Genomic DNA, 21,437 nt, shown 5'->3' on the forward strand with positions numbered 1-21,437 from the left:
TTTGTGTGCGTCGGCTTGTGTGCGTCGGCGCCGGGTGGCCAACCGGGTGATTCACGCGGTTGGCCACCACGGGGGCTTGACGACCGGTGAGGGGATTTCGGGATTCCGCCGAGCCGCGAAACACCCCGGCCAAACCCTACTTCAAAGCTTTCCAGAAAGGTATATTCCTATGTTAGTATCCCCCGCCCCACGGAATCAACCGGCAATATCGCCAGGACACTCCGTCGGCGAAGGTTGCCTTCTACACTTGCTTCAGCAAGGCGCCGGGGGCCGTCTTCGCCATGGAGTGGGAGCACGAACAGCCCCCTCTGCGGCTTTGCACCCCCGTCAGGAAGCCTTCGCTACCGCTGCGCGGACCGGCCCGGGGAGCAGGAGCTACAGAAGCAGAAGGAGAACGTTGGGGATGGCGCCTTCCGACGAGTTCAGGGTCGATTCCAACGTGCTGGCCCAACAGGTCTACCGCCTCGGCCGGCTCCTCGACTCCGCCACCGCCTCGGCCGCGGCCCGCGTGGGACTGACCCGGGCCGAGGCCGACGTCCTGAGAGCGCTCCTGAGCGCCTCGGACCACCGGCTGCGGCCGACGGCACTGGCCACCGCGTGCGGGCTCTCCTCCGGCGGCACCAGCAACATCATCCAGCGCCTCGCACGCTCGGGCTTCGTCAACCGTGAGGCGAACGACCGCGACGGGCGCAGCAACTGGGTCCAGCTGACGCCCGAGGGAGCGGAGTTGACCCGCGTCGTCGCGGAGGCCGTCACGGACCGCCACACCCGCCTCCTGGCCCCGCTGCCCGGCGACACCGCGGCCTGCCTGCTGGAGACGCTGAACACGACGCTGGAACACATCGACGAGACGGGAGCGCGCACGGCGGCCGGGCGCGGCCACTGAGGCGCTCCAACCGGATATCCCGCCCGCCGCTCAGGCCCGCAGCGGCGCCGCACCCGCCGTCAGCCGCTCGATCTGGGCCACCGTGGGAACACCCTCGATCCAGTGCCCCCCACAGGCCAGCGTCGGCACCACGGTGATGTTCCGGCCCTCCCGGAGTGCCGCCCGGTGGCGCTGCGCGTAGTGCTGCGAGGTGACGGCTCTTCGGAACGCCTCGGGTTCCAGCCCCGCCCGTCCGGCGGCCCTCGCGAGCGGACCCAGCTGGCCTATGTCGTGCTTCTCCAGGAAGTAGGCCGCGTAGACGTGCTCGCTGTACTCCTCCCCCAGGCCCTGGTCACAGGCGTACTGGTAGCCGCGCAGGGCGAGCCGCCCACCCGTCGGCGGCGGCGCGGACCGGCCGATCTCCAGCCCCAACCGCCACGCGAGCCGCCGCACCCCGAACTCCCAGACGAGGGCAGAGGGCAGCGGGGCACCGAGCCGCTGATCTCCGCCCTCATGGGGTAACCAGCGCACCTCGACGGCCGGATCGGCCAACGCGCTCTCGAGCAGGCGCCGGGTCAACATGCTGAACGCGGACACGTAGTTGAACCATATGCGGATGACCATGGACCGGCCCACACCTCCCACTTCGCCGAGCCCCCGCACCGGGATTCCGGACCGAACCCCGATCGCACCTTCGGTAGCGGCGGGCCCCTAGGAATATACGCGCGTCATTACCCCACGAACTTGGACACTACCCCTGCGCGACGGCGCCGACCGGCCCCGGACACGCCCGCCGCCCGGCGACCAGCGCTCCCGTGCGCCCCCCGCGCGCCTCCGTCCCGAGCCGGCCAGTTCCAGCCCCCATCGACCGCGCACCCCAGGGGATCCGGCCCGAACCGCCCGGACGCCGCCACCGCCCGCCGACGCGGGCGGCCGTCCGCCGATACGGGCTTCGCCTCCTTTGCCCCAGCACGCCGAACGTCCCGCCCCCGGCAGCCTTTGCCCGCCCTCCGCCCTTGAGGGGCTCCCTCCAGATCGTTTTCCGCGTTCATGCGGTGCGCGGAAATCCGGCCGACACGAACGCACGGCCGGCGTCGTCCAAGGAGATGCGGGTGCCCGAGAACGACACCCGCAACGGACCTCGGAGCGAGAGGGCGGGCCGATGCCGCTTGGGGACGGATGGGGGCTGGCCGTGGACATCGGCGGCGCCTTCGTCAAGGCTGCGTACTGGGACGGAGAGGGTGGTTTCGGGCCATTGCCCCTGCTGCCGACGACGGTGTACCGCGATCTGGACGGACGGTTGCTGACCGGCTCGGAGGCCGTCCGGCTCGCCCGGACCGCCCCAGAGCGAGCCGAGGCGATGCCCGCCCGCAGCCTTGCCGAGCAGGACGAAATGCTGCTGGGTGGCGATGCGACGCATCCTGTTGAGCTGGTGGCGGCCCTGCTCACACGGGTTCTCCGCGATAGTTGGCCGGGTTTCGACCGGACGCGACCGGACGCGCTGACGATGGTGGTGCCGAGCGACTTGGGCGGGACTGATCGCGCCGTGCTAGGCCGTGCCATCGCCGCCGCCGGTCTGCCGGAGCCCGTCTGGGTGCCGGCCCCGGTGGCCATCGCGGCCGGCTGGGCCGCACGCCGGGAGGCACACGCGGGCACGCTGGTGGCCGTCTGCGACGCGGGCGCCACTGGTCTGCGGTTCGCCCTGGCCAGCGTGGGTCACGCAGAGTACCAGCCAGGTGACAACATAGCGTGCGGCGGTGCGGACTTGGACGAAGCGCTCTTCGGACTGGTGGAGGCTCGTACCAGGACGGCCAGGCCGGAGGCATGGAAACGGTTGCTGGACTGCTCCGGACCAGAGGATCTGCGGGCCAGGTCGCAGCTGCGCGAGGACGTCACTGGTGTGCGCGAGGCTCTCTCGGCTACGACGACCGTCCCGCTCACGGTGCCGGGACACCGCGAGGAGCTGCTCGTGCGCAGAAACGAGTTCGAGGAGGCCGCGGCACAGCCGCTGGCTCGTGCGGGTACGGCCCTGGCGGATCTCATGGCCAGCGGCGCCTGCCCGTCGGCGGTGCTGCTGGCGGGCGGCGCGGCTCGGACGCCGAAGCTTGCGGAGCTGCTGTCGCGATCCGCGGGCGGCCTGCTGCCCGAGGTCCTGCCCGACCCTGTCAACGCGGCCGTCCTCGGAGCTGCCAGGACCCACAAGGCACTCGTGGCCACCGGCGGAGGCGAGGCGCCCTACGCCTTCCCCGAAGACGAAGACCTGTTCCGCTGAACCGAGGAGCGCGTGCGATGGACGTGGTGATGCTCGGCGGCAGCGACGCGGGCAAGACGACATACGTGTCGTTGATGTACCGGTGGCTCAACGATGGGGTCGGGGGCTTCTCCTGCGGCACCGCCGACCCGCGTGTACACGCCGCGCTGCGGACCGCCGGGGACAACGTGCTGTCCGGCATCTACCCACGCAACACCCAGCAGCGCGAGGTGCACGATCTGATCCTTCGGTACCAGGGATCGGACGTTCTGCCGTTCCGGTGGCGGGACTACCGGGGTGGGGTGGTCACCCAGCCAGGGGCCACCAGTGCCGCCGCGCGGGAGTTGCACCGCGATCTGAACGCGGCCGACGGTATTTTGCTGTTCGCCGACGCATGGCGCCTGCTGCACGGGCGGGGACAGGACTTTGAGCTCCACCACATGATCACATCCGTCCTGCGGGCCCTTGCCGAGCGGGACAAGAGGCCCACCCCGCTGGTGATCGTCCTCACCAAGTTCGATCTCATCGAACAGGAGGGGCCCGCGGTGATCCACCGACTCAGAGAACCCTTCGGTCATCTCATCCGCTCGGCCTCGGCGGAGCCCCACATCAAGGGTGCAGTCGTACCCCTGGTCTGCGGTCGGCGGCCGGTCAACGCCGGGGTCCCGGCCCTGTGGGTCCTGCACAGCGGACTCGTCGGCTTGGCGCACCGTCTCCAGGAGTCCGCGGACACGGCCCTGGCACGCGGCCGACAGGCAGCGGACAAGGACACGGTGTGGGACAGAGTCTTGAGCAGGATCTTCTTCGAGCCGAGCTGGCGGGCCATCAGCGAGAGGGCGTTCGCCGACCACGAGGCCGAGCGCACCCGCCTCCTCCCGCTGCTGGCGTCGGCCGCCCGCCTGAACCCACTACTGAGAAGCGTCGACTCCTTCTGACCACGAGGCTGGCCACGGAACCGGCTAGCCCGCCGCACTCTCGTCCATCTGGAGGAATACCGGTGGCGAACCCGCAGATCACCCTCACCATGGCCGGCGGAAGCAACACGGCCAAGACCGCGTTCATACACAGTATGTATCACCGGCTGTCGGCAGGCGTGAGCAGTTTCTCCCTCTACAGCGTCGACCGGGACAAGGAGATCGGCCTGCTCAGTGCATGGAAAACGCTGCAGAAGACGGGGCAGATGCCGCGGGCCGGCATGGAACCCGAGGAATACCACTTCCAGTTCACCGTGGACTTCACTCCGCTCGTCCAGGTGAACTGGACCGACTATCGTGGGGGCGTCGTCACAGAAGCCGCCACCCCGGCCGCCCAGAAGGACCTCATCGCATGGCGGCAACAACTTGGCCGGTCCGACAGCGTCTACCTGGTCATGGACGGCGCCGAGCTCGGCAGATGGATCAAGAGCGGCACCCCGGCCATCTCGAACTTCGCAAGCGGTGGTATGGACGCGCAGGCGTACAACTGGGCGATCCGGGAGGCGAAGGAGAACCGGAAAGCCCAGGGGGAGCCGCCACCGTCCTTCGTGGTGCTGATCACCAAGATGGACATGCTTCCCGAGAATGCCGGAATGCCAGTCGGCCAGGCGCTGACGGCTGCGGTCAAGAACCTGGGCGGGCTGGTCAGGGAGCTCTACGCACCCGGGGTGACGGCCCTCGTCTGCCCGGTGCAGATCGGAGACTTCAAGACGGAGGGCTCGTCCGGTCGGAACGTGGACCCCTCGCTCATCCGTCCGCAAAACGTACATCGCCCTGTCTGCTTCACTCTGTGGCACTACCTGACAGAGGCTTTGACGGCACAACAAGAACAACTGACCAAGATCCAGCGGAAAATCACCGACGGTGACACCGCACTCTCCGAACTCCAGTCGAAGCCGTTCCGTTCCTTCCGGCTCAAGAAGATCGAGGCGGCTCGGGCCGACCAACAGGCCCAGGGGTTGGAGAAGGCCCGCTGGGAGGCCGAGATCTCCACCACACAGGACCAGGCCAACCGGCTGATGCGGGAGTTCGACCGTCTGCCGCTCATCAAGGACGGCAAGCTCCACGTCGCGTCGGACATGTCATCATGACGACCGCCGTGTGGAGTCCGGTAGTTGTCGCTCGGCTGCACCATGTCGACGAATGGTGGCGGGACATACCCGAGGGCGCACCGGTGGACGGCTGGCTCGGCGACGCGGTCTCGGCCGCCGTGATGAACGGACATGGTCTGTCCAAGGAGCCGCGTATGCTGCTGGCCCGCTCGCCCGGACCAGACAGCGAGGCCGTGTCCGTCCTGGTCGGCGTGGCTTGCGACGCCGAACTGATCAGCAGTGTCTACCACACCGACAGCGGGAGGCGTCCGCTCTTCTGTTTCGTCGGCTGGCTCGGCCCTTCCGGGGCCGACGGCATCCCGTCCCTTGACATGTTGCGCCACGGTTTCCGCCGCTGGGCGAAGGAGACCTACGAACGCGCGGTGGGCCCCGACTGGGAGACGACCACGTCACCCCCGTGGCGTGGGTACAGCGATCCGAGGCCCGCCCCCTGGGGGGCGACTGCGGTGGCGAGGACCGGCGGACAACCGGTCGAGCTGCCGAAAGCGGAGGACCGAGGGGTCTGGCTGCTGCCCGAGGACCGGGCGGAAGCCTACTGGGACAGCGCCCGGCTGTCGGACGGACCCTGCGTCCTGGTCACCGGAGGGGTTGAGCCCTACGTCCCCGTCCGGTCGGGGCTGACCCATCTGTGCCAGGCTGGTGTCGCTGCCCCGGTACTCGATGGCGAGCACCTCACTTCGGGGGAGCGCCTCGCCTCGCGGGCGGAGTCGGTGTCGGGAGGGAGCGGGCACGGGCTCGGGAGTGGCGGAGTGCCGCACCCGGGCTCCCGGCCGAAACGGCGCGAGCGGGCCAAGGCCAAGCTGAAGAACACCTTGGGTGGTTGCCCCTTCCGGTGGAGGAACTCGCGAGCCGGAACGACAGCCGAGGACACCACCGCTGGGCCGATCGCTGCCGCGGCGAAGACCGGTACGCCGCCGGACCGTCTCCCGCTGCCTCCAGGACCGTTGCCCGACTGGTCGGTGGTGGATTCGGAGGAACTCGAGGCCGGCGAGTTGTTCGCCGCTGTGGACGTCCACCCGTCCGAAGGCCCCCCGAAGCCATCCGCAGGTGCCCCGGTAGAGGCCGACGCGCCTGTCGGCCCCTACCGGACACAGCCGGGCGGCCCGTCCGGCACCGAGGAGGACGAGACATGAACGACACCGACCACAACCGCCGCTTCGACGCCTTGATCGACCTGGCGTACGAAGCCGCCGAGGCGGTGGAGACCTTGAGCGGAGAATCCACATCCGGCGGACCGGCCGCACGGATCCTCTCCGAGCTCAACGTCCTCGACACCGGGGCGGCGGTCGCCGTCTGCGTCGGTGAGAAGAAGCGGGGCAAGAGCTCCCTGATCAACGCGCTGACCGAGCACCCCGGACTACTGCCGGTGGACATCGACGTCGCGAGCAGCGTCCACGTACTGGTGCGCCATGGGCAGCCACCGCAGGCCGTTGTCCACCGCTGGGATTCCGGAACCGAACACGGCCTCGATCCGACCGCCACGCCCGTACCTCTGGACCGGATCGCAGAGTTCGCGGCGCTGGACCCGGAGACGCAGCTCCCCCGGCACGACGATGTCAGCCATCTGGATGTCGTCGTGCCCGCCGAGGTGCTGCGCCCCGGCCTGGTCCTCGTCGACACACCGGGAGTGGGCGGCCTCGTCGCCGGGCACGCGCAGCTCACCCTGGCCACGCTCGGCCGCGCCGACGCCCTGCTGTTCGTGACCGACGGATCCAGCGAACTCACGCGCCCCGAACTCGCCTTCCTGGAAGAGGCCACCCGTCGCGTAGCCACCGTGGTCTTCGTACACGCCAAGACCGACAAGTACCCGGGCTGGCGGGACGTCATGGAACGCGATCGCGCGCTGATCGCCGAACACGCCCCACGCTGGGCCCGGGCGCCGTGGTTCGCCGTCAGTGCGGCGTTGGAGGAGGACGCGCTGGACGCCGAACGAGCGGGCGACCCGGACACGGCTCGGCGCCGCAGGGCCGACAGCGGCTGCGAGGAACTGCGTTCGGCCTTGCACCAGATGATTACCGATCGGGTACTCGACCTGCGTATGACGAACGCGGCCCACGTCATCCGCGGGACCCTGGTCCCCCTGGGCGTACAGGCGTCCAGGATGCTGGACGCCTCTGTTGGACGTTCCACGACCGCCGCAGAGGTGGAACGCCTGCAGAGCGCTCTCGCCCGTGAGAAGAGCGCGGCAGCAGCCTGGCGCACGTCACTCGGCAGGCGGGCGACAAGACTCGAAGCCGATCTCCTCCTCCAGTTCCGGCGGAGCGTGAACGATCTGCGAGCCTCCGGTGAGGACCAGATCTCCGTCGCGGGTAGCGCCGCCGCGCTGGAGGAACTGCCGTCTTCTCTGGAAGAGGCGGCCCGTGCCTCCTGGCTGGACCTGGAGACGGCGCTCGGCGCGGGGCTCAGGGACATCGTCCGGGAGACCAACAAGGAGATCGATACAGCCCTGGCCGGCCCCGCACGCGGCGGCCAGGACAGCCTGCGGGACCACAACCCCTTCGGACTTCCGCTCCCGGACCGACTGCGGGATCTGGCGCGACCGGCGCCCACGGCACACGACCAGAGGGGCGCGGGGGCGTTCATGGAACGGCTCATTCCCTCCTGGGGGGCGGGCGTCGTCACCTTCGGCGTCGCCGCCGCCACCACGGGAGGGCTGCTCACCCCTCTCATCATGGGGGTGGGGATCACCGCGTGGCTCACCACGCGACGCCGCCGGCGCGGCGAACTGATCCGGGAGCGTGCCGACGCGCAGCGCTATGTGAACAGAATGGTCAACGAACTGAACACTGAGACGCCACCATTGATCAGAAAAGCGGTGGAGGAGACACGCGACGCGTTGATCCGGATGATCACCCTCGCCCTGGAACAGCGGGAACGGGAAGTGCGCAACGAGCTCAAGGAACTGCGTTCCGTGCTCGCACGTGAGAAGGAGGAACGCCAACGGCTCGCCGACGTCGCCCGGTCCCGGGGTGAGCTGATCACCGGGCTGCTCGACCGGCTTGATGCGCTGGTGCCCGCAGCGGACCCGTCCGGCAGCGGTGCGAGGTGACCGGTTCCCCTCCGGCACGATCCCGTCCGGACGCCTCCCCCACGAGCGGTTCACTTCTCGGACCGCAGGGCCGCCCGGAACAGGTTCCCGTGGTTCGGCTTGCCGCCCTCTGCGCCTCGCTCGGCCCACGGCTGCCCGAACCGGCCGCCACCGTCGTGGCGGCGACCGCCGCCCGGCTCGCGGAGCCGACACTGCGCATCGCCGTCGGAGGGCGCCTGAACGCGGGGAAGTCGACGCTGGTCAACGCGCTGCTCGGCCAGTCCCTCGCGGCGACCGGGGCCACCGAGTGCACGCGGCTGGTGACCTGGTACCGGTCAGGCCCCCAGAACAGGGTTCTGGTCCGGCGCAGAGACGGGAGGTCGTACTACGTACCCGGGACGGCGGGAGGCGGTGTCCCGGAGGAGTCCGGCGCGCTCGGCACGGATGCCGGGGCGATCGCCGAGCTCGTCGTGGAGACACCGAACCAGGCGTTGGAACGTTCCTACCGCCTTGTGGACACCCCCGGGATGGACTCGCTGAGCGGGCTGGACGACCTCGCCATGACCGCGCTGGACGAGTCGGACGCGCTGCTCTACGTGATGCCGCATCCAGGAGAGAGCGACGTCGAGGTGCTGGAAGCGCTGCGGCGCCACTCCAGCCGGGGTGTCACCGCCGCCAGGGCACTGGGCGTGCTGAGCCGGATCGACGAACTGGGACGCGGGACCGGCGATCCCTGGCGGCAGGCCGACCGGCTGTGCACCACGTACGCACGTCGGCTCACGGGACTGGTCGCCGACGTGGTCCCGGTCGCGGGCCTGCTGGCCCAGGCGAGCCGCTGTGAGCGGTTCACCGACCACGACACCGAGTCCGTGGCCCTGCTGGCCGCGCTGCCGTACTCCCGGCTGGAGCAGGTCCTCCGCTCGGCGGACGTCTTTCTGTCCTGGCCGGACGGGCCGCTCGGGAGCGAGGACCGACGACGGCTGCTGTCCCTGCTCGGAAGGTACGGAATCCTGGAGGCAGTCCGTTGCCACGCAGGCGAGTCCACCCGTGCTCTGCTGGCTGGACTGCGCGCGCGCTCCGGTCTCGATGCCCTGGAAGAGCGACTCCGGCGCGAGTTCGTGGACCGTGCCGACCACCTGCGCGCCGCCACCGCTCTCAGGGCCCTGACAGCGGTGGCGCACGGGCTCGGTCCCGACGGCCCCGGACGTGAACTGCGCTCGGAGCTGGCCCTGGTCCGCAGACACCCGGTGGTGAGACAGGCCGCCCTGTCCGTTGCCCTGGCGGACCTGGCCTCAGGCCGTCTGGTCCTCAGCGAGAGCCGGGTCCGGGCGCTGATGACGCTGGCCCGCGGCCGTACGGCCGCGGAGTGCCTGGGGCTCTCCGGTGGGGCCCCGGCCGCCGAGACAGCGGCGCGAGCAGCTTCCGAGGCGGGGAGTTGGCGCGCGTATGAGGCGGCCCCTCAGCGAGTCGTCCGTGAACACGCCCGCGCCGCCAGAATGTTGTGCGAGGCGCTGTACTTCGCCACTGGCGCCCACGGCGCGCGGCAGTGACCCGGGGAACCTGGCCGGCCTCGTGACCGCCCGCGCGCGGCGGGCTCCTATCGACCCCGGCTTCTCAGCCCAGGGGGCTGATCACGATGGCTGGGGCTTCAGTGGGAGAAGGGGTCGGTATCCGGCCCGCGACCGTCACCGCTGGAATCCTCGGTCACCGCGAAGGGATCGTCGAGCCCGGCCACCGTGTCCGCTCCTGTCTCGTCCCCGCCGTATTCCTCGTGGACCTCGCCGCTTCCGACGTTAGCCTGCTCGTTCCCGTACTCGTCGTGCTCGTCCTCCTCATCGTCATACGTCACGTCCAGCAGTTCGGGGCGGTCGGGGCCCATGCGGGTCGGGTCGAAGCCTGCCCGGCCGGCCATGACGTGACTGCCGGTCGGGGTGCGCTTCCCGCCGGGATCCGAGGGAGGGCAACTGATCAGGATGGCCGCGGCGGCACCACCGAACAGACTCGCGGCCGCCAGGTAACGCGGGCCGTGCTCCGCCAAGGCCTCCTCGGTGAAGACTGGCACTTTCTCGTTGGTACGGGCCGGGGGAATCACGCTGATCCTGGCTCCCACATCCGGTTTCCCCGACTTGACCGGCACTGTGACCCGCCGGAAGCCCGCCGGGGACAACCCCGTGAAGTCCTCGTCCACAACATTCCTGAAGTACGGTTCGTCCACTAGGAAGACGAGATCGCAGTCGGTCCTGGCCTTCAGTGCGTCGCGGGCATGGGTGGAATCCACCATCGCGCACGCTTCGTTCACGCCCGTGCCCACGAATCCGGTCGGTCCCACGGTGACGATCCCTTCGGTCAAGGCCATCCGCATCCGGAGCCTGCCTCCAACTCCGGGAGCACCGTTGACCCCGTGCAGTGCGGTCTGGACCCCGGAGACAAGCCCGGGCACCACATGGCCCTCCGAGATCCCGACCGGCAGCACGAACAGCAGGCCGTCCCCCTGGTTCTGCCGGAAGCACCGGCGCGGTTCCAGCTCCGCGGCCCGGAACGCGTGACCCATCAGCCAGTCGAGCCGGTCCTGGACATCGATCTGTTCCGTATGCGTGCGGCGGCTGGACCCCTCGACGTCCACGACCGTGCTCACTCGCCGCACGGACTCCAGCTCCGTTCTACTGAACCTCTTCTTCACAGGTCCGCGCTCCTCAGCCATCGGATTCCCGCAGTACGGTCCCGGCCGGGAAGAGCCGGGGCCGTCAGTTCTCCTCGCCTGCCGTCTGGGCAAGCGCGCGCAACGCTTCCACGTCGCGCACCACCAGGCGCAGATACCCGGTGGACAGGATGCCGCGACGACGGAGATCGGCCGCCGCGCGCTGGACGCTTGGCAGGGAGGCCCCCGCAAGCATGGCGAGATCGAGCTGGCTGAGCGGCACGTCAAGCTGTACGCCCTCGTCGGTGGGACGGCCGTGGGTCGCGACCAGACCCTCCAGAACCCCGCAGATCCGCACCAGAACCGGAGCCGAACCGGTTTCCATCCGGTGGCGGGTGGCCATCCGTAACTTGCGTGTGACGGAACGCTGGACGGACTCTGCCGCCTCCGGGTGAGCACGGAGAAAGCGGAGAAACTCGAAACGGCTGATGGAGTGGGCGAGCACGGGAGTGGCAGCCAGCACCGAGGCGCTGCGGGGGCCTCCGTCCAGGGCGGCGAGTTCCCCCACGAGGTCGCCCCGGGTACGCAGGGCCAGCAAAACCGTCCGGCCGCTTGCGGTGTCTCCGACCACGCGGACGTAACCGGCGGCCAGCAGGTACACCTCGTTGTCCAGATGGCCCTGGAGCATGATGGCTTCATGCGGTCCGTACCGGCGCACTGTGCCGAGACGGAGCAACGTCTGCCGAGGAGCCGGTGCGAGGTCCGCCACGAAGCTGCGTGCTGGCCAGTCCGCATCGGTGGCACGGGCCCGGACCGGAGCGTCCCCTGCGCCGAAGGCGTCTGCCGTTGTCTCCACCTCCAGGATGCGGTCAGAGCATCACGGTGGGCGAGTTTAGCTGCCATGTTCACACAGGGGCGGCGTTTCCGGAACGATCCGGACCGACCGTTGCTGACGGCGCGACTCCAACAGGCCGGCCAGGGCACGGCGCCCCCGGGCGAGCCGGGCGCGTACGGCGTCGGTGGAGGTGCCGTGACGTTCGGCTATCTCCCGATAGGACAGCCCGTAATGGTCTCGCAGCAGCACGACGGCCCGGGTAGACGGCGGAAGCTGTTCCATGGCCCACAGGAGCGCCACCCTCGTCGTCATCGTGTCGTCGAGATGCGTCGGCGCGGCGGCCAAGGCGATCTCCGAGGTCGGGTCGGGACGTCGCCTGCGGCGGCGCAACTCGTCGAGGGACGCGTTGATGGCCACCCGGCAGAGCCAGGTGCCCACCGAGGACCGGCCCTGGTGACTGCCCATCCGCTGCCAGGCGGCGAGCAGGGCGTTCTGCAGCGCGTCGTGTGCGTCGTGATCGTCGTGGGTGATCCGCCTGCAGAGGGCCAGCATGCGGGGCTGATGGCGGGCGACGAGTTCAGCGAAGGCCCGGTGATCGCCGTCGGCGGCGCCTTTCGCCAGTTCTCCATCGGTCGGCGAGGGTGAGAGCGTGGAGCAGGGCTCGGTCGTCACGGTGGCGCTTCCCTGAACTGTGCGGTGCGAGTGGGACTTGACTCAACCTAGCCAGGAGATGGTGGCCGCATTACCTCTCCTGATGTATTCGTGCGCTCGATTCCTCCGTAGGGTCGGCAGCCTTGCGGCGAGAAGGGAACTGCCGACATGTCCAACATGCCCATACCCCCTCAGGTGCCATCTGGGTCCGCCCGGGGGCCTTTCCCGGGATCCGCCCCGCAGTCGCCTTCGAACAGGTCAGCCGACGCGCCGGACGGTTCGTCAGCCCTGGACACCGCCTGGCGCGTGCACACGTCCGTGGCCGAATGGACCGGCCGGGTGGACGTCAAGGCCTCGGTTGTGCTGACCTTGGAGATCGCCATACTCGCCGGCCTGGTGACCGTGTCCACCGAGGGTGACATGGCCGTGCGGGGCGCCCGCCTCGTCCTGCTTTGGGCAGGAACCTGCCTCCTCGTGGCCAGTGTGGTGAGCTCGGTGATGGTGCTGATGCCCCGGATGAGGGCACGGAGCGTTCGGGCGGAAGCCTCGCGGGATTTCGTCTACTTCGGGCACCTGCGCCTGTGGGATCCCGTGCGACTGGCCGAGGCCATGAAGCACGACGTGCTGAACGTGCTCACGCGGTCCATTGTGGTCAACAGTGGAATCGCCTGGCGCAAACACTGGCTGCTCCGAGTGTCGATCGCTCTCGCGATGGCCGGCGGAATTCTCCTCCTTCTCGCCCTCCTTTTCACGAGCTGAGCCGGACAGGCTCGCCCCGCTGGTCGAAACCGGTGTGGGGCCTGACCCGTCCGCCGGACCAGATCCATGTACAGCGTGATCAGCTGGGAGCAGATCCGCGCAACGGAATGCCCTGCGGGCCTGGAGAACGCATTGCCGTTGTGCGCAGTGCAGGGCGCCCTTCTGATTCTCCCCGCCCGCCTGTGACCGGGGCTGTGGTGGTGGCGCGGTGCCGCCACTCGGCAACCGGTTCGGCCGCGCGTACACAGAGCCGGACGACGCGCTGCTTCTCGGACCGGGAGTCGCACTGCTCCGCGCTGGCCTGCGCATGCATCCACGCGGGCGCCACCATCTCGGCGGCCATGGTGGACCTCCTTCGAGGAGGCTCGGCAGGTCCAGCTCTGCTGTTCCCAGCCTCCTGTTCCGCGATGCCGGGTCCCCCGACCCGGAGGGCGGAGCCGCCCACCACGTGATGGCTCACACGTGCGTTCGACCAAAGGAGGTGGGGCCGTGAGGGTTCCGCTGGTCACGGCAGGTGCTGTGAGAGACTGCGTCGTATGAACCGGCTGGCTGGCGTGACCTCGCCGTATCTGCTTCAGCGCGCTGACAATCCGGTCGACTGGTGGCCCTGGACGCCGGAGGCGTTCGAGGAGGCAGAACGGCGCGACGCACCCGCTCTGCTGTCAGTTGACTACTTCGCGTGCCACTGGTGCCAGTGGACTCGCGAACCCAGTAGCCGGCGGTGCTCACACCTCTCTGATGATCACGCGCTTCCCGCAGAGTTTCGACCAGTCGTCTCGGTCGGAGGTCAGGACGATCACGGGGGCCGGGACGCGTAGCGCGAGCGCGGCGACGAGGGCGTCGATGGCGTACTTGTGACCGTGCAGCCCGCCTGCGTCCTGAAGCAGCCCCACCGCGGTCAGGGAGTCCTCCTGGTTGACCGGTTCCACCCGCAGCCGGGAGAGCACCCACTTCAAGCGGGCCAGATCGGTCTTCCCGTGCACGGCTTCAACAATGGTCAGCGCGGACACGAGGACGGGAACCCCGGTCTGCCGCGACGCCTCGATGCGTGCCGCCATACCGCGGTCGTTGCGCAGGAGCAGAGAGAGCGCCTCGGAGTCGAGCACCAGCGAGCGGGCCGGCTGCTCCTTCACGCGGCGCCCCGCTCGACATCCTCGGCGGTCACGTCTCCGAACAGCTCGCGACGAGCGGCTTCGATCTCCTGCTCCGTGAGCGCGCCGTGCTCCTCCTCGTGGGACGCCACGATCTCGGCGAGTCCGTCCATGGCGAGCTGGTGCCTGACGGCTTCGGTGATGTAGCTGGACAGCCCGCGACGACCGGTCCGCGAGCGGAGCTCGCTGACCAGCTCGGCGGGCATGGACACGGAGATGTTCTCAGTGGTCCCGGCTCGAGTCTGCTTCACACCCCGAAGTGTAAGACGGCATCTATTACAATGAGAAGGTTTGAGGTATCGGCACTGACGAGGAGAGGTGCCCTATCTGTTTCGTCAACCCCGGTGGGGTCGGCTTGTGGGGGTTGATGATGGTTTTCGGGAACGTCCCGCGAAGCAGGATGTTCCCGGCGGATCGGGTGGCTGATGGGGAGCCCGGTGGCCGCCAGGCCGGAGGGGCCGTGCCGGTGCGAGGGCAGGATGAGGCCTGGAGGACAGGGCGGTGGAGTCGACGTCGTCGGGGGTGCGCGGTTCGTAGAGGGTGCCGCACAACCAGCGTGGGCCTCGCCGGGCGTACCGGGTGCGAGGAGCCCGCCACCGTGCGCGGCCTCGTGCTCTACGCGGGCCCCGGCTACCCGTACGCCGTGGCCGGTGACGGCGCCGTCACCGGCACCCTGGTGGAACCGGACCCTGAGCGGTACGGCGAGACCTCCACGTCCTGGACGAGCTGGACGGACTTCGTGCCCGGCGGCGCGGCGAACGTCTACGAGCGGGTGACGGCGGAGGCGGAGCGGGCCGGGGGCGGCANCAGGAGGGGACGCCGATCGTCTCGGGGGACTGGCTCAGCCGAGCCCGGTGACGTCCGGCAGCCGGTCCGTGGTGTCCGGCCCCGGGTGGCCGACGGCGCCGGGGGCGGCGGCCCACGTCAGGTTCCGGCCCACCGTGGCCGGATCGCCGCCGGGCCGCTCACCCAGCTCCAGCTCCGAGGCCAACGGGTCCCTTGAGGGAGGCCGCTTCACGGGCGTCAGCGCCCTCGGCTCCCGGCGTCCTCCTGGAACGCCGGGACCCTTGCCGGGCTGCCCGCACCCCCGAGTCACCTCTGCTGCGCGGCCTGTTCGTTAGCCTTACCGGGTGCTTTTCCCGCGTACCCCCGAAGCTGTCCGCCGTCGGCGGCGTCTGGCGACGGTGTCGGGCGTGATCTGTGTGCTGCTGTTCGGCGCCGCTCCGGCCGCCTTCGGGAACGGGGGGACCGCTGACGCGGTGCCCGAGCACCGTGTGGCGCTTGCGTCCCACCTGGCCGAGCGGTTCGCGGCCGATCCGGTCCACGTCAGTGACAGCGTGCCCCACGTCCTGCCCGGATCGGCAGCACCCCGGCTGGCGGAGATCACCAGACGAGTGACGGTTCCGGTGTACGTTGCTGTGCTGCCCCGGGAAGTGCTGTACTCCTCCGCGGTCGGCCCTCCCGACCAGCTTCTGGCCTCCGTGTACGACCGTGGCGGCGCTGAGGGACTGTACGTGCTCCTGGACGAGGGCGGGGTGCGTGCCGCCGCCGCCTTCGACCTGGACCTGCCGCCCCGTCTGGTGGAGAAGGCTTTCCGTGCTGACGTGCCGCGCGGTTCCGGTCCGCTCCTGGCGCTGGACGTGAGCATCGAGGCGTTCCGCGGCCACTTCCCCGGACTGGCCGCTTCAGGCGCCGACGAACGCGTACTGCCCGATCCGCGGAAGGAACCGGAGCGGTCGGACGGCCCCGTCACAGCCCTGGGCCTGCTGGCGGGCGGTTTGCCGCTGCTGGTCCTGGTCCTGGGCCGTCGCGGCCGGTTTCCGCTGGCCGGCCACCGCCACGGCCGGCGGCTTCTGCCAGTCGTGGCGGCCGCCGGTACGGCCGTGGCCGTGCTGCTGCCCGCTCAGGCCCTCTACAGCGAAGTCCGCGAGAGCTATCTCACCGCCCGCACCGCCTACGATCAGCACGTCGCCCTCCTGCGTCCCCCGCCGAACGAGGACGACCTGGCACGCCGTGTAGAACGGGTGGCCGACGGACTGCGCGAGTCGCCGGTTTACCAGCATCCGGAGTACCCGGCATCCACCCCCGCCCACGCCCGGCAACTGGGCGAGCAGTTGGCCGAACTCCCCTACCCGGCCAAGCTGATAGCCGTGCCCTCGGTTTCCGAGGACGAGACCATGGGGAACGAACAACTCTTCGTGGAACGCGTGGCCGCCGCGCTGGAGCGGGACGGTGCCCGCGGCGACGGAGTACTGTACGTGCACCTGGACCCCCACACCCAGTACCTGCGCGTATACGACCTCGACTCGGGTGCCGCCAACAAGGCCGCGTACCCCCCTCCCCACATCAAGGAACCACGTCCTGTCCGCTCCGGCGGTACCGAGCAGGTCGCCACGCTGCCGCAGCGTGCCGAATGGCTCGTGGAGCACCTGGCGCAGGTCGGAACGGGTGAGGCCCGGCCGTACAGCCCGGCGCATGTGCCCGAGCCGGCCGACGGCTTCACCCCGCTGGAGCGGCACCTCGTCGACCGGACCTCCTTCCGCGTCTTCGCCGCACTGGGCGCGATCACCACCATCACAGTCTGTTTCCTGGTGCCCGCACGCATCACCGCCCGAGGCGTTCGGAGCCGGTCCCGTGCTGAGGGCGCCGCCGGTGATGCGACGAGAGGAACGAAGTCCTGAAACCGACGACGACCACCGAGCGTTGCGCCCGCCTCTGCCTGGCAGCGGCCCTGCTCGCCGCGGCGGCCCTGTTCCTCCCCGCCACTCCGGTCTCCGCGGCGGAGAGCCGCGGCGCGGAGATCGCGGCTGCGCTCCGCGAGAGCCCGGTGTACGTGGAGAGGCCCTACACCGCCGCCGTACCGGAGAAGGAGCGGCGGGCGCTGGCCCAGCGCGTCGAAGCGGTCCGCGCCGCGGGCGGCCCGGTCATCCGTGTGGTCCTGGTGGACCTCACACCCGGTGGCCCCTTCCAGGCCGACCCCGGCCGACTGGCCGGGGTGCTGCACGACCACCTCGGCGGTACGTGGTCCCTGTTCACCGTCCAGCCTGAGTTCGGCTCGCTGCGCGGCATCGAACTCCCCGACCGCGCGGACGGGGAACAGACACCCGCCTCCGCGGCGGCGTCGGCGATCCGCTACGACGACTCCGTCGCCGAAGCACCGATGGCCCGGCAACTCGCCTACGCCATCGACCTGCTGGCTTCCGGAGACGCCGTGGACACCCATCGGCGCGGTGTGGAGCGGGAGCGTGCGGCGCGCGCGGAGGAGACCGGCACGGAGGACCAGGACGCCCAGGGCGGCGGCGCCATGGTGGTAGCCGGAATCGCCGGCGGCCTGGCGGCCCTCGTCGGATCGCTCGCCTTGCTCGCCGTCTTCCGCCGCTCCCGGCACCGGCTGGCCAGGCAGTCGCCGTTCGTCGCGCCGCGCCAGGTGCTGCTCAACCATGCCGAGGCGAACGAAGCGGCCTTGCGCGCGGACGCACGCAAGGAATTGCTCGCCTACGGCCGGGAACTGCGCGGACGCCGGATGACCGGCGACGGAGAACGGCTGCGCCTCGCGCTCGACGCCTACGAAGCGGCCGGCAGAGTGCTGGACGACGCGCGGGACCGGGGGGACCTCATCGGCGTCCTGGCCGTTCTCGCGGAGGGGCGTGCCGCGTTGCGCGGCGAGGAGCTCGCGCCGCTGTGCTTCTTTCAGCCGCTGCACGGACGAGGCACCGACCGGGTGGCCTGGCAGCCGGTGCCGGACCGCGAGCCGGTACGCGTCGCCGCCTGTGCGGAATGCGGTGAGCTGGTGCGTCGGGGGACTGCGCCGAGCGTGCTGACAGTCCGGCATCGAGGGCGGACCATCCCGTACTTCGAGGTGCCGTCGGGGATGAGCCTCTGGGCAGCCACCGGCTACGGCTCCTTCGAAGGACCTCCACTCACCGATCGCGTAGTACGCGGGGAGTTCACGCGCACCCGGTGAGAGCAAAGGCCCCGTCCTGGGTCTCCCCAGCACCCGGCCGGGCGTCGGCGGGAAGTGTCGGAGCCGTGCTCCCGGCGGCTATTACATAACTGGCCAGGGCACGGGGCGGTGCTGTTCGCCGAGGTCTACGGCGCGGTTGCGGCGTTGGCCGTGGTGCTCGCGGTCGCCCTCGTGGCCAGCCTCGCCGGGACGGGCGGCCAGCCCCGGCCCGACCCGCCCAGCGCGGAAACCGAGCGTGCGCCGCCAACCGAGCAGCGACCGCAGCAGGAGGGGTGCCCCTATCTGTTTCGTCAACCCCGGTGGGGTCGGCTTGTGGGGGGTGATGATGGTTTTCGGGAACGTCCCGCGAAGCGGGATGTTCCCGGCGGATCGGGTGGCTGATGGGGAGCCCGGTGGCCGGCAGGCCGGAGGGGCCGTGCCGGTGCGAGGGCAGGATGAGGCCTGGAGGACAGGGCGGTGAAGTCGTCAGGCGGCGAGGTCGACGTCGTCGGGGGTGCGCGGTTCGTAGAGGGCGCCGGTGCGGATCATCGCGTGGATGACGTTCACGCGCTGGCGGGCCAGACGCAGGATCGCCTGGGTGTGGGTCTTGCCGCGTGCGCGTTGCCGGTCATAGTAGGTCCGGGAGGACGGATCACTCTTGCGGCCGATCGCGGCGAACGCGGCCTGGAACAGGGCACGTTTGAGGAGCCGGTTGCCGCGGTGGGGTGCGTGCTCGCCGCGTATGGAGGTGCCCGAGGATTTCGTAGCGGGAGCGAGCCAGCGTAGGAGGCGAGGTACCCGGCGGTGGGGAAAGTGGTGCCGTCGCCGATCGCGACGATGACGGCTGCTGTGGTCCTGACGCCCATACCGGGCAGGGACGTTAGGAGGTGGAAAAGAGGGAGGGGCTCCAGCAGGGCGGCGATCTCCTGCTCAGTGGCCTTTCGCTGGATGTGGGCGGCGGCGAGCTGCGCGGCCAGCCCGGGCACGATCAGTGCGGAGGTCTCGGTGCCCGGGACCACGAGGGTCTGCTCGTCCAGCGCCTCGAAGATCTCGGCGGTGAGGTGGGCGGCCTTGCGCGAGCTGTGCGCCTTGAGCAGGGCCTTGCAGCGGGCACGCCCCAGCTTCCTGATCTTCGCGGGGGAACCATGCCTGGCCAGGAGAGCCTGGACGTAGGGGTAGGCCAGCCGCTTGCCCAGGACACGCTCCAGGGAGGGGTGGATCTGGGAGAGCAGGCCGCACAGCCGGTTGGTGGTGCGGTTGACCTCGCCTGCCAGGTCGTTGTCGTAGCCGGTGAGCGGCACCACACGCCGGCAACCACGTTACGCAGACATCCCGCCCTGAAGCGGTCCGGCGTTGCGCCGGGTGCCGGGCCGGGCGGTCGTCAGGCCCCTCATCAGCGGTCAAGCGGTGCCCCGAGACCCGGCGGCCCCCCCAGGTCATCCCTTCGACAGGGGGCAAACAGCCATACCGGGCCCGGGGGCCAGGCACCCCATTGCGGTGCCACGAGAAAGGTAACGGGGGGGACGGCGGAGGCGCGCGACCGCCCAGGGGTGGCCGCGCGCCTCGTCTCAGCTTCCGTATCGGCGCAGCAGCTCGATCATGTTGCGGAGCTTCGGTATCGCGTCATCGCCGGCCTTGTCCTTGTCGTTGAAGTGCATCAACTCGTTGCGGACCTCGCGCACCTCGTCGAGGCGGGCCACGAAGGACTTGCGGTCCAGCGGCCAGCCCAGCTTGTCCCATTGCTGCGGATTGCTGAGGACCCGCTGATAGTCCCCATACGACAGCTGGCCGAAGGAGGTGATGTTGCGGAGCTTGTCCGGATCGCAGAGCGTGATCACCTCCTGAAGGTCGAGGCCTTCCGAGATGACCCGGCGCAGCTGCCGGTCGAGGTCGCCGATGAGGAGGAACGGCCGGGCCGTGGCGCCGTACTCGGCGGCCACGTCCGCGATGGTGATGATTCCAGCGATCTGCTTCGTCTGGTCCCTCACCAAGAGGAAGCCGTACTGCTCCAGGTAGGGCAGGACGTCGATCAGGTGATCGGCATAGCTGACATCGTGCGCTTTGACGATGGCTTGGGAAAAGGGAGCCTGGCTGTCCTTGTGACGAGCCTGGGCAATGGATTCCCAGGTGACAGCCCCCTGGAGGTTCCGAGTTCCGTCAAGCACCGGCAGCTGTGAGTACTCGTTGAGCTGCATCTTGGTGAACGCTTCCTCGAAGTTCGCCGAGGAGGTCACCGATACCACTCCTCTGGGCGCCGAGGGCAGGTTGCCGACCGTCTGCCCCCTGGACCGGCTCGCCCTTGTCCTCCTTCTCGTCGCCGGAGGTGGTGGCGGGCGCTGGTGCGCCGGTCGTCCTCGGCCCCGCCTGCCCCGCTGTCGCCTCCGGTTCGGCCGTTTCCGACTCCGCGTCCTCGGAATCCGCTGATGGCCCGGTCAAGGTGACGCGGTCGTCGATGCCTACGGCTGCGAAGTCTGGAACGGTGGACAGGCCGTGGTTGGTCAGTTCACTGGCTATCTGCTCGCTGATCAGGTAGCCGCGTCGGGAAGCCCCCCACCAGCCCAGCAGGTCTCGGACAGTGAGGGTGATCGGAGAACCTGCATCCGCTTGCCTCCGGGCGTCTTTCAACCGGGCGTGCCGTGCGCCGGAGACGTCCACTGCCGAGCTGCCGGACGCGGACTGCTCCGCCACCGTGTCCAGGAGGCTCTGTCTCAGAACGTCCAGCAGGGTGCCGTCGGCAAGTGCCCAGGCGGTCCATCCGTCGAAGGGTCCCCGCCCCGTGGCAGCGGCAGCCGCCGTGGAGGGGGACTTGAACTGCCGGCCGTCGCTCAGCTCGATCCTTCCGTCCCCGGTCACCTTCGCGAGGTGTGCCTCTCCGGACTGCTTACGCCGAAATGTGAGCTGCGTTCCGGCGGTCAGCAGCCCGGCGTCCACCAGGTCGGAGACCAGCACCCGCCGTCCCTCGATCAGGTAGGAGGCTCGCCCCAGAGGCTCTTCCGCACCGTTGCCCGCCTTGGAATCGGTCATAGGTGTCTTCCTCCGGCTCGATCCCGCTCGCAGTGGTCTGATCACCGCAGAGGCGCGCACCCCGCGCTGCTGTGGATTCCGGGTTGCTCGTTCGTTGGAGCGTCCGGGGTGCGAGGGCCTTCCGGTGTGGTGACGAGGGGATGCTCAGTGATCTGTATAACAAATGCACACAGGGAGTGACCGGCGTGGGATAGTTGCCGAACTCG

19 protein-coding genes and 3 pseudogenes are annotated in these 21,437 nt (G+C 69.8%); 11 read left to right on the forward strand and 11 right to left on the reverse strand.

All coding sequences use genetic code 11. The annotated features are described in order from the left end of the window. Positions 1 to 403 precede the first annotated feature (403 nt). Positions 404 to 886: a MarR family winged helix-turn-helix transcriptional regulator gene (locus HPT28_RS10100; RefSeq protein ID WP_219090665.1), complete on the forward strand. Its 483-nt coding sequence runs from the start codon at positions 404 to 406 to the stop codon at positions 884 to 886. Positions 887 to 916: 30 nt separating this feature from the next. Here the strand turns inward: HPT28_RS10100 and HPT28_RS10105 are convergent, their stop codons facing one another. Beyond that, positions 917 to 1,489: a DsbA family protein gene (locus tag HPT28_RS10105; RefSeq protein ID WP_219090666.1), complete on the reverse strand. Its 573-nt coding sequence runs from the start codon at positions 1,487 to 1,489 to the stop codon at positions 917 to 919. Positions 1,490 to 2,057: 568 nt separating this feature from the next. Between HPT28_RS10105 and HPT28_RS10110 the strand changes: the two genes are divergently transcribed. The 6 genes from HPT28_RS10110 to HPT28_RS10135 all read left to right on the forward strand — a co-directional run bounded on the left by HPT28_RS10110 (position 2,058) and on the right by HPT28_RS10135 (position 9,780). Then, a complete protein-coding gene (locus HPT28_RS10110) occupies positions 2,058 to 3,137 on the forward strand; it encodes an Hsp70 family protein (RefSeq protein ID WP_219090667.1) in 1,080 nt (359 codons plus the stop codon). A gap of 17 nt (positions 3,138 to 3,154) precedes the next feature. After that, complete coding sequence (locus tag HPT28_RS10115) at positions 3,155 to 4,051, forward strand: GTPase domain-containing protein (RefSeq protein ID WP_219090668.1); 897 nt, start codon at positions 3,155 to 3,157, stop codon at positions 4,049 to 4,051. Between the two features lie 62 nt (positions 4,052 to 4,113). Beyond that, the gene (locus tag HPT28_RS10120; RefSeq protein WP_219090669.1) at positions 4,114 to 5,181 is read left to right on the forward strand and encodes a hypothetical protein; all 1,068 of its coding nucleotides are present in this window, start codon (positions 4,114 to 4,116) and stop codon (positions 5,179 to 5,181) included. After that, positions 5,178 to 6,335, forward strand: coding sequence for a hypothetical protein (locus HPT28_RS10125; protein ID WP_219090670.1), 1,158 nt, complete (start codon positions 5,178 to 5,180; stop codon positions 6,333 to 6,335). The genes HPT28_RS10120 and HPT28_RS10125 overlap by 4 nt, the downstream gene beginning before the upstream one ends. Then, entirely contained in the window at positions 6,332 to 8,251 is a 1,920-nt protein-coding gene (locus HPT28_RS10130) for a dynamin family protein (RefSeq protein WP_219090671.1), read from the forward strand. Before HPT28_RS10125 ends, HPT28_RS10130 begins: the two co-directional genes overlap by 4 nt. Before the next feature lie 89 nt (positions 8,252 to 8,340). Beyond that, positions 8,341 to 9,780: a dynamin family protein gene (locus HPT28_RS10135; RefSeq protein ID WP_219090672.1), complete on the forward strand. Its 1,440-nt coding sequence runs from the start codon at positions 8,341 to 8,343 to the stop codon at positions 9,778 to 9,780. A 98-nt stretch (positions 9,781 to 9,878) separates the two neighbouring features. Here the strand turns inward: HPT28_RS10135 and HPT28_RS10140 are convergent, their stop codons facing one another. The 3 genes from HPT28_RS10140 to HPT28_RS10150 all read right to left on the reverse strand — a co-directional run bounded on the left by HPT28_RS10140 (position 9,879) and on the right by HPT28_RS10150 (position 12,375). Further along, positions 9,879 to 10,910, reverse strand: coding sequence for a hypothetical protein (locus tag HPT28_RS10140; protein ID WP_219090673.1), 1,032 nt, complete (start codon positions 10,908 to 10,910; stop codon positions 9,879 to 9,881). A 64-nt stretch (positions 10,911 to 10,974) separates the two neighbouring features. After that, on the reverse strand, positions 10,975 to 11,724 hold the full coding sequence (locus HPT28_RS10145; protein WP_308119149.1) for a Crp/Fnr family transcriptional regulator: 750 nt from the start codon (positions 11,722 to 11,724) through the stop codon (positions 10,975 to 10,977). A 36-nt stretch (positions 11,725 to 11,760) separates the two neighbouring features. Next, on the reverse strand, positions 11,761 to 12,375 hold the full coding sequence (locus HPT28_RS10150; RefSeq protein ID WP_219090675.1) for an RNA polymerase sigma factor: 615 nt from the start codon (positions 12,373 to 12,375) through the stop codon (positions 11,761 to 11,763). A 285-nt stretch (positions 12,376 to 12,660) separates the two neighbouring features. On the opposite strand from HPT28_RS10150, the gene HPT28_RS10155 reads away from it, so the two are divergent. Further along, positions 12,661 to 13,113, forward strand: coding sequence for a Pycsar system effector family protein (locus HPT28_RS10155; RefSeq protein WP_219090676.1), 453 nt, complete (start codon positions 12,661 to 12,663; stop codon positions 13,111 to 13,113). Positions 13,114 to 13,375: 262 nt separating this feature from the next. On the opposite strand, the pseudogene HPT28_RS26745 reads toward HPT28_RS10155, so the two are convergent. Then, positions 13,376 to 13,456 (reverse strand): annotated as a pseudogene (locus HPT28_RS26745) (Uma2 family endonuclease); the annotation flags it as partial. A 193-nt stretch (positions 13,457 to 13,649) separates the two neighbouring features. Between HPT28_RS26745 and HPT28_RS27395 the strand changes: the two are divergent. Then, positions 13,650 to 13,805 (forward strand): annotated as a pseudogene (locus tag HPT28_RS27395) (DUF255 domain-containing protein); the annotation flags it as partial. A 33-nt stretch (positions 13,806 to 13,838) separates the two neighbouring features. On the opposite strand, the gene HPT28_RS10165 reads toward HPT28_RS27395, so the two are convergent. Both HPT28_RS10165 and HPT28_RS10170 read right to left on the reverse strand, forming a co-directional pair. After that, a complete protein-coding gene (locus HPT28_RS10165; protein WP_219090678.1) occupies positions 13,839 to 14,246 on the reverse strand; it encodes a type II toxin-antitoxin system VapC family toxin in 408 nt (135 codons plus the stop codon). Then, entirely contained in the window at positions 14,243 to 14,515 is a 273-nt protein-coding gene (locus HPT28_RS10170; protein WP_219090679.1) for a hypothetical protein, read from the reverse strand. Before HPT28_RS10170 ends, HPT28_RS10165 begins: the two co-directional genes overlap by 4 nt. Positions 14,516 to 15,457: 942 nt before the next feature. Here HPT28_RS10170 and HPT28_RS10180 point away from each other — a divergent pair. Both HPT28_RS10180 and HPT28_RS10185 read left to right on the forward strand, forming a co-directional pair. Next, positions 15,458 to 16,945: a hypothetical protein gene (locus HPT28_RS10180; RefSeq protein ID WP_219090680.1), complete on the forward strand. Its 1,488-nt coding sequence runs from the start codon at positions 15,458 to 15,460 to the stop codon at positions 16,943 to 16,945. A gap of 152 nt (positions 16,946 to 17,097) precedes the next feature. After that, positions 17,098 to 18,228 (forward strand): hypothetical protein, encoded by a 1,131-nt coding sequence (locus HPT28_RS10185; RefSeq protein WP_219090681.1) that lies wholly within the window; start codon positions 17,098 to 17,100, stop codon positions 18,226 to 18,228. A gap of 81 nt (positions 18,229 to 18,309) precedes the next feature. Here HPT28_RS10185 and HPT28_RS10190 read toward each other — a convergent pair whose 3' ends face one another. From HPT28_RS10190 to HPT28_RS26755, 4 genes and pseudogenes are all read right to left on the reverse strand, one after another. After that, positions 18,310 to 18,522: a hypothetical protein gene (locus tag HPT28_RS10190; RefSeq protein ID WP_219090682.1), complete on the reverse strand. Its 213-nt coding sequence runs from the start codon at positions 18,520 to 18,522 to the stop codon at positions 18,310 to 18,312. A 171-nt stretch (positions 18,523 to 18,693) separates the two neighbouring features. Continuing rightward, positions 18,694 to 19,502, reverse strand: a pseudogene (locus tag HPT28_RS10195) (transposase); the annotation flags it as partial. A 273-nt stretch (positions 19,503 to 19,775) separates the two neighbouring features. Beyond that, complete coding sequence (locus HPT28_RS26750) at positions 19,776 to 20,402, reverse strand: hypothetical protein (RefSeq protein ID WP_257578353.1); 627 nt, start codon at positions 20,400 to 20,402, stop codon at positions 19,776 to 19,778. Beyond that, entirely contained in the window at positions 20,365 to 21,231 is an 867-nt protein-coding gene (locus HPT28_RS26755; protein WP_257578355.1) for a hypothetical protein, read from the reverse strand. Before HPT28_RS26755 ends, HPT28_RS26750 begins: the two co-directional genes overlap by 38 nt. Positions 21,232 to 21,437: the final 206 nt, after the last annotated feature.

Origin of the sequence: Streptomyces sp. JJ38 (assembly GCF_019303475.1) — a bacterium.
Taxonomy (GTDB): Bacteria; Actinomycetota; Actinomycetes; order Streptomycetales; family Streptomycetaceae; genus Streptomyces.